Annotated in this window: 10 protein-coding genes; 9 read left to right on the forward strand and 1 reads right to left on the reverse strand. The window is 35.1% G+C overall.

Features of this window, described 5'->3' with window-relative positions; all coding sequences use genetic code 11:
- Positions 1 to 98 precede the first annotated feature (98 nt).
- The 9 genes from QLS65_RS00345 (at position 99) to QLS65_RS00385 (ending at position 15011) form a co-directional block, all read left to right on the forward strand.
- Complete coding sequence (locus QLS65_RS00345; protein WP_282714492.1) at positions 99 to 2399, forward strand: DNA topoisomerase 3; 2301 nt, start codon at positions 99 to 101, stop codon at positions 2397 to 2399.
- 124 nt (positions 2400 to 2523) lie between these two features.
- A complete protein-coding gene (locus tag QLS65_RS00350) occupies positions 2524 to 3003 on the forward strand; it encodes a DUF6265 family protein (RefSeq protein WP_282714494.1) in 480 nt (159 codons plus the stop codon).
- A 189-nt stretch (positions 3004 to 3192) separates the two neighbouring features.
- Positions 3193 to 5340 carry a TonB-dependent siderophore receptor gene (locus tag QLS65_RS00355; protein ID WP_282714495.1) on the forward strand — a complete coding sequence of 716 codons (2148 nt, stop codon included), beginning with the start codon at positions 3193 to 3195 and terminating at the stop codon, positions 5338 to 5340.
- Between the two features lie 63 nt (positions 5341 to 5403).
- A complete protein-coding gene (locus QLS65_RS00360; RefSeq protein ID WP_282710316.1) occupies positions 5404 to 6549 on the forward strand; it encodes a PepSY-associated TM helix domain-containing protein in 1146 nt (381 codons plus the stop codon).
- Positions 6550 to 6839: 290 nt separating this feature from the next.
- Entirely contained in the window at positions 6840 to 8345 is a 1506-nt protein-coding gene (locus QLS65_RS00365; protein WP_282714497.1) for an ankyrin repeat domain-containing protein, read from the forward strand.
- A gap of 86 nt (positions 8346 to 8431) precedes the next feature.
- A complete protein-coding gene (locus tag QLS65_RS00370; protein WP_121342626.1) occupies positions 8432 to 8914 on the forward strand; it encodes a DUF2271 domain-containing protein in 483 nt (160 codons plus the stop codon).
- Positions 8915 to 9006: 92 nt separating this feature from the next.
- Complete coding sequence (locus QLS65_RS00375) at positions 9007 to 11205, forward strand: PepSY domain-containing protein (RefSeq protein ID WP_282714500.1); 2199 nt, start codon at positions 9007 to 9009, stop codon at positions 11203 to 11205.
- Positions 11206 to 11322: 117 nt separating this feature from the next.
- Entirely contained in the window at positions 11323 to 12318 is a 996-nt protein-coding gene (locus tag QLS65_RS00380) for an FAD:protein FMN transferase (protein ID WP_282714502.1), read from the forward strand.
- 476 nt (positions 12319 to 12794) lie between these two features.
- Positions 12795 to 15011, forward strand: a complete 2217-nt coding sequence (locus QLS65_RS00385; RefSeq protein WP_282714504.1) for a TonB-dependent siderophore receptor — start codon at positions 12795 to 12797, stop codon at positions 15009 to 15011.
- 222 nt (positions 15012 to 15233) lie between these two features.
- On the opposite strand, the gene QLS65_RS00390 is transcribed toward QLS65_RS00385, so the two are convergent.
- Positions 15234 to 15611: a hypothetical protein gene (locus QLS65_RS00390; protein WP_282710325.1), complete on the reverse strand. Its 378-nt coding sequence runs from the start codon at positions 15609 to 15611 to the stop codon at positions 15234 to 15236.
- Positions 15612 to 15792 lie beyond the last annotated feature (181 nt).

Here is a 15792-nt window from a genome sequence, read left to right on the forward strand (position 1 = left end):
TATAAAACCTAACTCTCCCCGTTGATAACTCCTACCGATTTCTTTTTAATACCAATTTCTAAATTCCTACTTTGCGGCTTCAAAATTAGAAGCAAAAAATGAAGGTTTGTATTGCCGAAAAACCCAGTGTCGCCCGTGAAATCGCATCCGTTTTGGGAGCCAATACCAAGCACGATGGCTATTTTGAAGGCAATGGCTATCAGGTAACCTACACTTTTGGGCATTTATGCACCCTAAAGGAACCCAACGATTACAAACCGCACTGGAAAAGTTGGGACCTCAACAACTTACCCATGCTTCCCGAGAAATTTGAGACCAAAGTGGTAGAGAATACAGGGATTCAAAAGCAATTCAGAATCATAAAAAGCTTGTTTGACAAAGCCGAATTAGTCATCAACTGCGGGGATGCCGGGCAAGAAGGAGAACTCATTCAGCGCTGGGTCATGAACGAAGCGCAGTACAAAGGCGAGGTAAAACGCTTGTGGATTTCGTCGCTGACCACCGAAGCCATAAAAGAAGGTTTTGAGAACTTAAAACCATCTGCCAACTACGATAATTTATACTACGCCGGATTTTCCAGAGCCATTGGCGACTGGTTACTCGGTATGAATGCCACGCGTTTGTACACTGTAAAACATGGCGGTTACAAACAAGTTTTGTCTATTGGAAGGGTGCAAACCCCAACATTGGCAATGGTCGTGGACCGATTCAAAGAAATTGAGAATTTCAAACCGCAACCGTATTGGGAATTGCAAACCTTGCATCGAGAGACACTTTTTAGCTATGAAGAGGGACGCTTTTTGAAAAAGGAAGATGGAGAACTTCTCGCCAATAAAGTAAAGGAAAGCGAATTCGAAATTGTTTCTGTCGAAAAAAAGAACGGTAATGAGTTTGCACCAAAACTATTCGATTTAACAGGTCTTCAGGTGTACTGCAATACCAAATTTGGTTTTACGGCAGACGAAACACTTAAAATTGTACAAACGTTATACGAACAAAAAGTAGTCACGTATCCGAGAGTTGATACCACGTTTTTACCTAATGATATTTATCCAAAAGTACCCGGGATTCTAAAAAACCTGACGAATTATGCCGCGTTGACGCAGCCGCTTTTGGAAAAAAAGATAAAAAAATCACCCAAGGTTTTCAATGATAAAAAAGTAACGGATCACCACGCGATTATTCCAACGGGAATTCAAAGCAATTTGCAATACAATCAGCAACAAGTGTATGATATTATTACAAAGCGATTTATTGCAGTCTTTTATGACGATTGTTTGGTTGCCAATACTACGGTAGTCGGGAAAGCTGCCAATGTTTTATTTAAAACCACGGGAAAAGAGATTTTAAAAAAAGGATTTCGAGTTGTTTTTGAAGATCCTAATACCAAAGAAAAAGAAGCCGATATCTTGCCGAGTTTTGTTGTAGGCGAAAAAGGACCGCACCAACCTTCGTTTTTGGAAAAGGAAACCAAACCACCAAATCAATTTACAGAAGCGACTTTATTGCGCGCCATGGAAACCGCGGGCAAGCAAGTTGATGATGAGGATTTACGCGAATTGATGAAAGAAAATGGTATCGGTCGCCCATCCACGCGAGCCAATATTATTGAAACGCTGTTCAGACGCCAATACATCGTAAGAAACAAAAAACAAGTATTGCCAACGCCAACAGGAATTCAACTGATTGACACTATTCAAAATGAGTTGGTCAAGTCAGCAGAACTGACGGGTTCTTGGGAAAAACAGTTGAAAGATATTGAAAAAGGAACCTTTACTGCCGGTTCCTTTATCAAAAACATGAAGCGCATGGTTGAGGTTTTGGTGTATGAAGTACGCAGTGAAACCAGACGCGCCAACATCTCACATGCAGGAAATGCTCAAAAGGAAGAAGCTAAAGTGGAGAAAAAGAAAGCCGCAGGAATTTTGGGGGAAGCCTGTCCGAAATGTAAAAAAGCAACGCTCATCAAAGGAAAATCCGCTTATGGCTGTGGCGAATACAAAGCAGGTTGCACGTTCCTATTACCCTATACTTTTGCGGAGAAAAAAATATCCGAGAACCAATACCTGCGATTGCTTCAAAAAGGATCTACCGTAAACTTGAAAGATTTCAAAACCGATGCCGGCGCTGTGGAAGGTTTACTTCGCTTTGACGAAAATTTCCAACTCAAATTAGAACCGAAGAAAACTTTGGTGAAAACCGGACCTGATGAATTAGCCTGTCCGAAATGTGAAAAAGGTACAGTTCTTAAAGGAAAAACTGCTTATGGTTGCAGTGATTATAAATTAGGTTGTGATTTCAAAGTGACTTTCGATGTGGTCAGAACGAATTTAAAAGATCAAAAACCGACCAAAGAATTGGTTTATACTATTTTGAAAGAAAGCGAAAATAATTTCTGATTAATGTTATCTGAAATGCTTCGCTGGTTCGCTATCGCTCGGGTCAAAAATCATTAATCAAAAATCTTTCTATTTTATTTTTTTATACTTTAGCGTTTCAAAATAACACCAAATACTTACACATATGTTTCGAAAAACAACTCTTATACTGCTTTTGCTAGTTATTGTTTCCTGCAAAAATTCTGATTACAATAAAAACGAAAAAATCAAAGCGGCAAGTTGGCTTTTGGGGAATTGGGAAAACAAATCAGCCGATGGTAATCTAACGGAAAATTGGGAGAAATTGAACGATAGCACCTTTCAAGCACAATCCTATTACATAAAAGAGAAAGATACAGTGCATTTTGAATCTATCATTTTACAACAAAAAGGAGAAAACTTAACGTATACTGCAACCGTAAAGGGACAAAATAATGACAAACCCGTTGTTTTCAAATTGACAACTGCAACCGATAAACAAGTATCATTTGAAAATTTGAAACACGATTATCCTCAAAAAATCAGTTACAGCCAAATTACTCCAGACAGTTTAGTCGCTAAAATTTCGGGAATCCAACAAGGAAAATCAAGTTCTGAACAGTTTTCGATGAAAAAAATCAAATAAAACTTTAACAATTAAGTTTCAATCAAAACCTTGCTCTAAATAAGCAAGGTTTTTTTTATGCCGTAAAATACTGACTTTCAAATTACTGTAAATTATTTTTTAATATTATTTATATTTAGTCTAAATAAGTTTTGTTAAAACAAAAAGCACTATTATATTTGCGGTATTATTTTTAATTAATCTAAATAAATGAAAACGATAAATACATTTTACCTGTCTGTTTTATTAATTGGCATAACAGTGAGTGCTCAAGAAAAAAAAGAGCAAGAAAAAGATTCTCTTAAAACCTTAAAGGAAGTTATTGTAAACACCAACAAATACAAGTACAAAAGAGAAAAAAGCACTACGGTTTCAAAAATGCCTTTGAACAATATCGAAAATCCTCAAGTGTACAATACCGTTACCAGCGAATTATTGAAAGAGCAAGTAGTGACTAATTTTAGTGATGCTTTGAAAAATGCAACTGGTATAACGCGTCTTTGGGAATCAACAGGACGTGGCGGTGATGGAGCAGAATATTTTTCTATGAGAGGATTTGCTGTTCAGCCTACCATGATTAATGGGCTTCCTGGAATCAATAACGGAAGTATCGATCCAGCAAATGTGGATAACATTGAAGTTATAAAAGGACCGTCGGGAACATTATTTGGAAGCAGCTTGATTTCTTACGGAGGTTTAATAAACACTGTCACTAAAAAGCCATACTCAACTTTTGGTGGAGAAATAAGTTATATTTCAGGATCGTATGGATTGGACCGAATCACTGCCGATGTAAACGTACCTTTAAATTCAGATGTTGCCGTTCGAATAAATACAGCGTATCAAAAAGAAAATTCGTTTCAAGATGCAGGTTTTGGCAAATCATTTTTCTTTGCGCCTTCGCTAAGTTATAAAGTGAATGATAAACTTTCATTCTTAATAAATACAGAATTCACCAACAGAAATTCTGCTAATACGCCCATGATTTTCTTGAGCAGATATTCTCCTTTATCTTTTAATTCAATCGAATTATTCGAAAGAAATTATAAAAAATCGTTTACTTCAAACGAATTATCAATCAGTAATCCAACGTATAGTTTACAAGCTCAAATGTTTTACAAGTTGTCTGACCAATGGACTTCCCAAACGGTATTATCCAGAAGTAACAGTAAAACCAGCGGATATTATTCGTATTTATTTGACGCATCAAATGGAAATGATTTTTCAAGATACATTTCTAAAAGAAACGGAGAAACTTTGGCAACTGATATTCAGCAGAATTTCATTGGCGACTTTAAAATTGGAAGTTTAAGAAACCGATTGGTCGCAGGTATTGATTATTATAAATCAAATATTATAAACGGAAGCACCGGTTGGTTAGGAAACGGAACTGTTTCCTTAATCGATGGATCAGATACGGGAGATTTGACCCAAGCAGGAGTTGACAACCTTTTAGTAGGTTCATTTGAAGGAAACTCAACTGCTGAAACGGAAGTTATTAGTGCTTATGCTTCGAATGTGTTGAATATTACGGATAAATTATCTGCCATGGCGAGTTTGAGAATTGATAACTTCAAATCTAAAACAGCAACCGAGGAAAACAGTCAAGCAGCCGTTTCTCCAAAATTCGGTTTGGTTTACATGCTGATTAAAGATAAAGTTTCTGTTTTCTCTAATTATATGAATGGCTTTGTAAATGTAACGCCACGAGAAGTTTCTGAAGTGGATGGTTCTAATCCGAGAATGGAATCTTTTGACCCAGAACAAGCCAATCAATATGAGTTTGGACTAAAAACAAACTTGTACAAGGATATTATTTCGGCATCGATTAGTTATTACAACATTGATGTAAAAAATAGAATAATGACTGATCCCAATAATATCAACAACTCCATTCAAGGCGGCGAAGTAAACAGTAAAGGTGTTGAGGTGAGTTTTACGGCAAATCCTGTCAAAGGATTTAACATCATTGCCGGATTCAGCAACAACAAAAGTGAAGTTACCAAAGACAATCCCGGAGATGGTTATTTAGGACAAAGACCCGAAGAAGCAGGACCGGAAACCCTGGTTAATTTCTGGGCTAATTACACGTTGACTTCAGGAAAATTAAAAGGTTTCGGAATTGGATTTGGCGGAAACTATGCCAGCGAGTACAAAACCTTAAACAGAGCGAATATTGGAACATTTGAGTTGCCAAGTTATACCGTTTTGAATTCGGCTTTATCTTATACGAGTGATAAATTTAATATCGCATTAAAATTGAATAATGCATTAAACGAAAAATACTATTCCGGTTGGTCCACTGTAACTCCTCAGCGTTTGAGAAGTGTAACTGCGGGTTTAACCTATAAATTTTAAGTTTCATAATTGGTTTTGTTTCACTAAACTCCCCATTTCGGTGGGGAGTTTTATCCTTTTTAAATGAAAAATAACAACTTCAAAAAAGCAATTCGAAAAATCCATCTTTGGCTTGGTTTGTCCTCTGGTTTAATTGTTTTTATAATCGCCATAACAGGATGTTTGTATGCCTTTCAAGAGGAAATACAGGACATCACAGAAGAATATCGTTTTGTGGAAACGCAAAATAAATCCTTTCTACCTCCATCTCAGCTGGAAATCATCGCACGAAAAGAAGTCCCTAATAAAGTGCTTCACGCCATCAAATACAATGAAAAAAATAATTCTGTTGAAGCTATATTCTTTCATTACGAACCCAGTTATCACTATACAACTTACATGAATCCTTATACAGGAAAAGTGCTGAAAACGATCAATAATGAGGACGGTTTTTTCCCTTTTATACTAGACGGACATTTCTATCTTTGGCTGCCTCATGAAATTGGGCAAACTATTGTAGCATCGGCGACATTACTATTTCTAATACTGCTCGTTTCGGGTTTAATTCTTTGGTATCCAAAAAATAAAAGTGCAGCAAAACAACGCTTTTGGTTCAAATGGAAAAAAGGTACGAAATGGAAAAGAAAAAATTATGATTTACATAATGTCACCGGTTTTTACATCTTGATAATCGGAATTATTTTTGCCATTACGGGATTAGTATGGGGATTTCAATGGTTTGCGTATTCGTATTATAAAGTGTCCGGCGGTGAAAAATCATTATTATATGAAGAACCTCTTTCGAAAAAAAATCAGAAAACTGCAACTACTACAATCGTAAAACCATTAGATGCTGTTTGGCTTAAAATGCAGAAAGAATATCCTCAAGCTAAATCCATTGAAATTCATCCGCCGGAAACGAATCTTTCACCAATAGCCGCCAATGCGAATAGTGACAAAGGAACGTATTGGAAAATTGACTACCGCTATTTTGATCAATACAGCTTGGAAGAAATGACTGTTTCCCATCTTTGGGGCAGAAAAACAGCTGATAAAGTTACTGATAACCTCATGAAAATGAATTATGATATTCACACCGGAGCCATATTAGGATTACCGGGGAAAATATTCGCCTTTCTTTGTAGTTTACTCATTGCAAGTCTGCCAATATCCGGATGCTATATTTGGTGGGGACGAAATAAAAAAAATAAAAACACAACAACAGTTTAAGTGTAAATCAAAATAAAAAAGCATAATTGAACTATTTAAAGCAATTGCATTAAACCTTTCAATTCATTTTATATCTAAATAGATAATTGAAAAAATTCTTATGCTTTTTGAATTAGATATAGTGCAAACAAGTATAAAAAAACACAATAAAAAATTTCTCTTTATAGGGTAAATAATAATTGCTATTATACTATTTATTTTTACATTTGCGTTATTTTTATTTATTCTAAATAACTAAACTATTAAATAAACAAACTTTCCCTATTAATAAGAACCTTGACAATACATTTATGAAAAAGAATCTTTTTATTTCATTTGCTTTAGTCGCTACTTTATTTGTGAGTGCGCAGCAAAAAAATACACTTTTGGAGCAGTCTTTCTGGAAAACAACACCAGATGTAAACGCAGTTAAAGCAGAAATAGCAAAAGGGAACAGCCCATCAGCATCAACACCAAATGCTTTTGATGTAACCGTTATGGCTATTAATAATGATGCACCTGAAGCTACAATAAAATTCTTATTGGAACAACCCGGAAATGAAGTCACTAAATCTACTCATGACAATCGTATTTATTTACATTGGGCCGCTAATAAAGGAAATACAGCAATCGTAGAATACCTTATAGCCAAAGGATCAGACATAAACCTAGAAGATAGCCAAGGTTTTACTCCAATTACATTTGCAGCCAATAACGGTCAAAATAATACTGCAGTTTATGACGCTCTTTTTAAAGCTGGAATAGATCCAAAGAAAAAATATAAAGACGGTCTAAACCTATTGTTTATGGCAATACCGTCGGACAAAAACCTGACACTTACTACCTATTTTGTTTCTAAAGGAATGTCTCTTAAAGACATTGATAATGATGGAAATACTGCCTTTAATTATGCAGCCAGGACTGGAAATGTAACCCTTTTAAAAACACTGTTAGAAAAAGGAGTGAAATACACTGATAATGCACTAATTATTGCTGCACAAGGTTCTCGTAGAGACGCAAACACAATTGAAACCTATAAATACTTGGTAGAGGAATTAAAACTAAAACCAACAGTAACCAGCAAAACAGGAGAGACTGTACTTCATTTTCTGGTAAGTAAATCCAACCAAACTGAAATCATCAATTACTTTTTAGCAAAAGGAGTAGACGCCAACAAAGCCGATAATGAAGGGAATACTGCATTAATGGCAGCAGCCGGGTCAAGAGAAATTGCCGCACTAGAACTGTTATTGCCAATTGTAAAAAACATCAATATACAAAATGGTAAAGGTGAGTCGGCATTAACGATGGCTGTGAAATCTGGGACACCAGAAGCAGTTGCACTACTATTGAGTAAAGGTGCCGCTGCAAACGTTCAAGACAAAGACGGAAACAATTTAGGATATTACTTAATACAGTCTTACAGACCAATAGGTCGTGGACCGGAAGCTGCTAATGGACCAAAACAAGATCCTTTTGAAGCTAAAATAAAACTACTTCAGGATAAAGGATTAAACGTAGTCACTCCTCAAAAAGACGGAAGCACGCTTTATCACTTTGCTATCGCAAAAAACGATTTAACTTTGCTAAAGAAAATTACTGATTTAAATGTCGATGTAAACGCAAAAAACAAAGATGGTTTAACAGCATTGCACAAAGCAGCTATGATCTCTAAAGACGATACTATCTTAAAATACCTGATCTCTATTGGTGCCAAAAAAGAAATCACCACTGATTTTGACGAAAGTGCCTATGCCTTGGCAAAAGAAAATGAGTCTTTAACAAAAAACAACGTATCTCTAGAATTTTTAAAATAACAATATGAAATTGCCGTGATAGAAAATCACAAACAATAATAAAGAATGGCGATACCATATTCCTTTAAAACAAATATTATCTACATATGAAATCAATCCTGAAAATTAGTTTATCTATAGCCTTTCTATTCCTTTTGTCCTTTCAAGCTGCCGCACAAACCAGTAAATACAAATGCATGCTCCAAATGTCCAACTACATGGGAGAAGGCGCTTATATTGTAGTTTCACTTGTAAACGCTAAAGGCGAATATGTGAAAACATTATATGTTATGGGTGACGATAAAAAATGGTACAAAACCCTAAAAGAATGGCATAAATTCTATTCTAAAAAACCAGAAAACATCAGCGCCAAAACTGGAGCTTCAGTAACTGGTGGCGACCGTAGCATCACTACACTAGAAATTGAAGATGCTAAAATCAACAAAGGATTTAAATTGCGATTTGAAACAGCTGTAGAAGATCATAAATATTACACCGCCGATTTAGAAATTCCGCTTACAACAGAAGGAATTGCTGCAAAAACTGAAGGTAAAGGTTATATTCGTTACGTAAGATTAAACAAAATATAAAATAAACAGCTTTTACATTAAACCATAATAAGTCATATATGCTTTTACAAAACGTAAAACTTATATGACTTATATGTTAAAATTTATTATCAATGACTCTTTCTTTTTGGCGTTACTCACATTTGGCTTTGGCTGTATTTTCTGCTGCATTTTTGATATTGGCATCCGTAACTGGTGTCATACTCGCAGTCGATGCCATACAAGAGAAAACACCGCCATACAAAGTAGAAAATTTCGACAAAATAACACTTGGAGAAACTTTGCCGATATTGCGCAAAACCTACGCTGAAATAACGGAATTAAGTGTTAACCACAATCAATTTGTAACACTGCAAGGTATCGACCAGGAAGATAATGATGTCAATGCTTATGTTGATCCAAGAACTGGAAAAATACTAGGAGATCCCATCAAAAAAAATGAGTTTATCCAATGGACAACAGCACTCCATCGTTCTTTATTTCTTAAAGAAACGGGGCGCTTTTTTGTTGGTTTTATTTCCTTTTTGTTAGTATTGATTTCCATTTCGGGTTTTGCTTTGATACTCAACCGACAAAGAAGTCTTCGCAGTTTGTTTTCTAAAATTGTAAAAGAAAATTTTGCCCAATATTACCATATTTTTCTAGGACGATTATCGCTGATTCCGATTCTGATTATCGCACTTTCAGGAACCTATTTAACCTTGGAAAAGTTTAATTTTTTCCTTGAAAAAACAGATTCAGAAGAAAAAACTGAAACGACTGTAACTACGCCTATTGCAGAAAAAAGTGCAGCTACTTCCGTTTTTAAAAATACGCTTCTGGCCGATGTTCAAAAAATCGAATTCCCTTTTTCGGATGATCCCGAAGAATATTATATCATTACACTAAAAGACCGAGAAATAGAAGTCAATCAGGTTTCCGGGGCAATTGTAAATGAAACTCCTTTTCCGATGAGAACTTTAATATCGGATTTGAGTCTTAACTTACATACCGGTCGAACCAATATTTTATGGGCGATAATTTTAGGAATAGCGAGTTTAAATATTCTCTTTTTTATCTACTCGGGATTTGCAATGACTTTGAAACGAAGATCGAGTCGCATTAAAAACAAATTCAAACCCGAAGACAGTACATTTATTTTACTTGTAGGTTCTGAAAATGGAAGTTCATTACGATTTGCTAATGCTATTCACACACAATTACTTGCTCACGGAAAAAAAGCTTTCCTTACTGAATTGAATAATTATTCGGTTTACCCAAAAGCAGAACATCTTATCGTATTTACTTCAACCCACGGATTAGGTGATGCTCCTTCTAATGCGAGCAAATTTATTTCGCTCATTAACAAAACCGAACAACAGCACAAAATCAATGTTTCGGTAGTCGGATTTGGTTCAAAAGCGTATCCTGATTTTTGTGGTTATGCACGTGACATTGACACTTTATTGGCGAAACAAAATTGGGCGGAGCACTTTTTAGAATTACAAACCGTAAATGACAAATCAGCTGAAGAATTTGTAGGTTGGGTAAAATTATGGAGTGCCAAAACAGGAATTTCTCTTTCCTCAACTCCATCAATATACAATGAGGTTCCAAAAGGTTTGGAAAAACTGGTCGTACTGGACAAGACCGCTATTTCTGATACGGAACACACTTTTTTACTGACGCTACGAGCTAGCAGGAGCGCTAAATTTACGTCGGGCGACCTCTTGGCTATTTATCCTGCAAATGACACCCGAGAACGCCTATACTCTATCGGAAATCATAATGGCAATATATTATTAGTGGTAAAACTGCATCCTTCTGGTTTGGGATCCGGCTTTTTATATGGTGTGGAACCTGGTTCGATTATAAAAGCCAGAATCCTCAAGAATGCTGCTTTTCACTTTCCGAAAAAAGCACCCAAAGTGGCACTAATTTCAAATGGAACCGGTATCGCTCCCTTTCTGGGAATGATAGAACAAAACAAGAAAAAAACCGAAATTCACTTGTATTCGGGCTTTCGAAAGGAAACCGAAACTGTTTTAGGATATAAAAAATTCGCCGATGAAATGATGGAGAAACAACAACTTCAAAGTTTTCATTTGGCTTTATCCCGTGAAGCAAACCATAATTATGTGATGGATTTAATCAAACGTGACGCTGATTTTTTCATGGATTTGTTAACACAAGGAGGCGTTGTAATGATTTGCGGTTCGCTTGCGATGCAAAAAGATGTAGAAGCTGTTCTTGATGAATTATGTCTTTCCAGAACAAGTATGGAAATTGCAGCTTATAAAGCGAATGGACAAGTGTTGACGGATTGTTATTAGTGGAATTATGTTACTTTGTAATTGCGAGGAACGAAGCAATCACATTAGTTGCTCAACTTATATACTTATGCTAGTGCGATTGCTTCGTTCCTCACAATGACTACTGATACTTTTATTATGAAATTCCAATTCCTATTTCTCCTTTTACTAATTTGCGCTTTCACAAGCCACAGCCAGGTCTTACGAAAAAGAACCACCTTACTTATGGGCGGTCGTTTTGATATTAGCATTGTTGCCAAAGATTCACTATCGGCAGAACAAAACATAGACGCCGTTATTTCAGAAATTACCCGAATCGAGAATTTAATTTCTGATTGGAAATCGGACTCACAAGTATCTGAAGTGAACCAAAATGCGGGTATTCGACCAGTAAAAGTGGATAGAGAAGTTTTTGAATTAACACAAAGAGCAATTCAATTTTCTGAAGTAACTCATGGCGGTTTTGACATCAGTTTTGCAGCGATGGATAAAATCTGGAAATTTGACGGTTCCATGACTGCGATGCCTTCGGCGGAAGCCATTAAAAAATCGGTTGAAAAAGTGGGCTATAAAAATATTATTTTGGATAGTGTTCAATCTACCATTTTCCTAAAACTAAAAGGAATGAAGATTGGATTTGGAGCATTAGGAGAAGGATATGCCACCGATAAATGCCGAGATATGATGCTTGCAAAAGGCATCAAAGCCGGAATTATAAACGGATCAGGCGATATGAGCACTTGGGGAAAGCAACCTAACGGGAAACCTTGGAATATAGGAATTACCAATCCCTTTCATCCCGAAAAACTTCTGGCTGTTGTTCCATTAAAACAAGATGCAGTAACCACTTCAGGGAGCTATGAGAAATTTGTTATTTTTGACGGCAAACGCTATTCGCATATCATCAATCCGGCAACGGGCTATCCAGCAACGGGCTTATGTAGTGTGACTGTTTTTGGACCAAATGCTGAAACGGCTAACGGTTTGAGTACTTCGCTAATGGTTTTAGGAAAAACGGCAGGACTGCTTTTACTCAACAAATATCCTGATTACAGCTGCATCATAATTACTGATGATGGAAAAGTTGTGAAATCAAAAAACTTCCGAATCAAGAAATTTAAGGCAAAGCTTTAATTACTCTAAGCATTAAAACACACCGAAATTAAATACTATTGCATCAAAGATAGGCTTCGTATTAGTGCTTATGAATGGTTATTACAATATTCCGTTTTGACACGAATTCCACAAATCAAGCATTCCCTTTCAAAAAAGGTGCTAATCCTTAAAATTTGCAGCACCGAAAATGTCCTCCTCAGCGATGGTATTTGCAAATTGCTTTAACAAAATTTAACATAAAAGATCTTCAAACACTTTTCAAAGAAAGAATTTCAGAATTTATAGGGCCAAAAAATAGACATTAACAAGACAAAGACTTCAAAAAATGAAGGATTAATATAAAAAGAGTGTTTAATTAATACGCAAAATTCTAAAAAACAGTACGTTAAACATATTTTAATTTTTTATTAATATTTAATCTAAATAAGTTTTGTTAAACCAAACTTGGGTTTTATATTTGCATCGTTATTTTTAATTATTCCAAATAAACAATCATGAAATATATTTTACTTCCAACTTTAACACTTTTATTCAGTTTATCCTGTCTAGCACAAGAATCAGCAAATGCTTCTGGTGATAAAAATTATGATGAGACTACTTCTTCAGAATTTGACACTATAAAAAACAAAAAGGGAGGGATACTAAAAGAAGTTATTATCACAGCCAACAAGGATAAAAAGCCAGTTTCTGCATTGAGATCAGGTTTAAAACCAATGGACACTCCACAAAGTGTACAAGTTATTGGATCTGAAATTATTGCACAACAACAAAGCATTCGTTTGAGTGAGGTACTAAAAAATGCCAATGGTGTTTATGTAGGTTCTGCACGTGGTGGCGCTCAAGAATCATTTTACTCTAGAGGATATGATATGTCAGCCAACAATATGTTTAAAAATGGTTTTCGCTATAATGCTGGATCTATTCCCGAGGTTTCTTCTTTGGAAAAAGTAGAATTTTTAAAAGGTAGTGCGGCTTTATTATTTGGTAACGTTGCTCCGGGAGGAATCTTAAATTTGGTTACCAAAACACCATCTTTCAAAAGTGGTGGAGAAATTTCTATGCAAGCAGGAAGTTTTGCTTACTATAAACCAGCTGTAGATTTTTACGGACCATTAAATAAACATATTGCATATCGTTTTACTGGTTCTTACGAAAATTCAGAAAGTTTTAGAGATGTTGTAAAAAACGAACGTTTATACATTAACCCATCTTTCCTTTTCAATGTGAGTGATAAAACTCAAATTACAGTACAAGGAGATTACTTGAAAAGCAATTGGACACCCGATTTTGGGACTGGAGTAATTGGTAAAGTAATTGTTGATGTACCACGCAGTAACTATTATGGTGCACTATGGTCAAACGGAAAAACAAAATCAGCAAGTGCTTCGGCATTACTTAATCACAGTTTCAATGAAAACTGGAAATTAAACTTCAATGCTTCTTTTCAAAATTATGACAGAGAATCAAAAGCTACCGAACGTATTGTAATATCACCTACAGCTAATCCTTATGGAAATTTTAATAGGCCATTAGGACAGAATAAAGGTACTGAGCAAATTTTTGGAGATCAATTAAGCATACAAGGAAACTTCAACACTGGAAAAATAAAACATCAATTATTTACAGGTGTAGATTTTGAAAACTCTTTTGCTCAAGCATATACTTTTGCCTTTAGTCCTACTAATTATGATACTGTAAATATCTTTACTTTCGACCCTGCTGCTCAGCGAACGGATGAGCCAAACTCTACGCTTACCCGAATCGTAAGTACTGATACAAACCGTTTTGGGGTTTATGCACAAGATTTAATCTCTTTTACAGAAAAAATTAAGCTTTTAGCAGGTATTCGTTGGTCTTGGCAAGAAGCAGAAGTAATCAACAGCAGCTTGACTACTCAAGCTCCACTACGTAAAGATGAGGCATTCTCTCCAAAATTTGGATTAGTATATCAACCAACAAAAGAGATATCTTTGTTTGCCAGCTACTCTAATTCATTTACACCAAATACAGGAACAACAGTTGATTTAAAACCAATAAAACCTTCAATCATAGACCAATATGAAGCAGGTATTAAAAAAGATTTTTGGAGAGGTATTTTGAGTACAAACATTACAGCGTATCAAATTACAAACAGCAATTTAGCACAAACAGCAGAATTTAAAGCTGATGGCTCAAATAATACTGACACAACTATAAAAGTCTTGAACGGAGAAACTATAAGTAAAGGAATTGAAATTGATATAACAGCTAGACCAACTGAAGGCTTAAACATCATTGCAGGTTACAGCTACAACGATATGCGTTTTACCAGAACATCCGGATTAAACGGAAGTACTATTGAAGGAGATCGAGTAGTAAGAACGCCAGCCAATACCGCTAATTTAAGCTTTTTCTATACCTTACCTTCTGGAGTATTAAAAGGTGTTTCTTTTGGAGCAATCGGAAACTACATTGGTGACCGTCTTGGAGGTTGGAATAATCTAGTTGTAATTAATCCTACTACTGGAGTTCAAACAATAAATGACAGAGAAATTCCAATGAGTGGTTATACTACAATCGATGTATCTGCTGGTTATACTTGGAAAAAAATATCAATCTTATGTAGGTTATCAAACATTACAAATGAATTGAATTATACAGTGCACGAAAACTACAGTATCAATCCAATTGCACCGCGTCAAATATTAACAAGTTTAAAATATAAATTCTAAAACCAAACCTTGGTTTTATTTCATCCAAAACTTTTTCTGCTAATTTCATTTTTTTGAAAAGCAGAAAAAGTTTTTGTTATTTTAACAAACTAAAAAATTGTGTTTATAAAAGAATAGAAATGTAATTCCCTCATTACATAAAATTTATAAAAAAATTAAAAAGCTTCCATAAAAAAATCTGTTTGAAAAACAGATTTTTTTATTTAAACATTCACAAAGAATTTAATTTATTTGAATGCCATTTTTTTCAAGCAATTCAAAAAGAGCGATACTATGATTTGGCTCGTATTTTTCTACACCACTTTGATACCATTTTGCAATTAAATCCATCTGATATGAAGTATAACCATCTGTATCAATGCTTAAGCCAAGCAAACCTGACAGAAGAAAATCTTCCAGAATTTTATTAGTTACAATACATTTCGGAATTCCATCACTAATACATCCGTTCATCCGTTCATAATCTGATCTCCCAGAATCAAATCCAGCAATAAAAGCTTCATTCCTTTTTGCATAATTAAATTCCAAAAATGGATTCAAACCAATTGAATATCCTTCAAAATAATGTTGTCTGTAAGCTGGACTATATATTTTTTTCATTTCTATACTAAAGTATTAATTGAAAATCTCAGTACAAACATATTAACAATATTTCAGTAAGCTCACAAAAACCGATTAAAGGAGAAAATACTCTTTAAATCACAATACAATTGACGTTAATCGATAAAAAATTACCAAATTATAATAAATCGCAAGTATTCCTCTTTTACCAAAGACGAAT

The organism is Flavobacterium algoritolerans (assembly GCF_030010385.1).
Classification (GTDB): Bacteria; Bacteroidota; Bacteroidia; order Flavobacteriales; family Flavobacteriaceae; genus Flavobacterium; species Flavobacterium algoritolerans.

Excerpts from the sequence above, each read along its gene's own strand:
- QLS65_RS00380 (WP_282714502.1), top strand. The coding sequence starts at position 11,323 with ATGAAATTCCAATTCCTATTTCTCCTTTTACTAATTTGCGCTTTCACA.
- QLS65_RS00365 (WP_282714497.1), top strand. The coding sequence starts at position 6,840 with ATGAAAAAGAATCTTTTTATTTCATTTGCTTTAGTCGCTACTTTATTT.
- QLS65_RS00355 (WP_282714495.1), top strand. The coding sequence starts at position 3,193 with ATGAAAACGATAAATACATTTTACCTGTCTGTTTTATTAATTGGCATA.
- QLS65_RS00360 (WP_282710316.1), top strand. The coding sequence starts at position 5,404 with ATGAAAAATAACAACTTCAAAAAAGCAATTCGAAAAATCCATCTTTGG.
- QLS65_RS00350 (WP_282714494.1), top strand. The coding sequence starts at position 2,524 with ATGTTTCGAAAAACAACTCTTATACTGCTTTTGCTAGTTATTGTTTCC.
- QLS65_RS00390 (WP_282710325.1), bottom strand. The coding sequence starts at position 15,611 with ATGAAAAAAATATATAGTCCAGCTTACAGACAACATTATTTTGAAGGA.
- QLS65_RS00375 (WP_282714500.1), top strand. The coding sequence starts at position 9,007 with ATGACTCTTTCTTTTTGGCGTTACTCACATTTGGCTTTGGCTGTATTT.
- QLS65_RS00385 (WP_282714504.1), top strand. The coding sequence starts at position 12,795 with ATGAAATATATTTTACTTCCAACTTTAACACTTTTATTCAGTTTATCC.
- QLS65_RS00345 (WP_282714492.1), top strand. The coding sequence starts at position 99 with ATGAAGGTTTGTATTGCCGAAAAACCCAGTGTCGCCCGTGAAATCGCA.
- QLS65_RS00370 (WP_121342626.1), top strand. The coding sequence starts at position 8,432 with ATGAAATCAATCCTGAAAATTAGTTTATCTATAGCCTTTCTATTCCTT.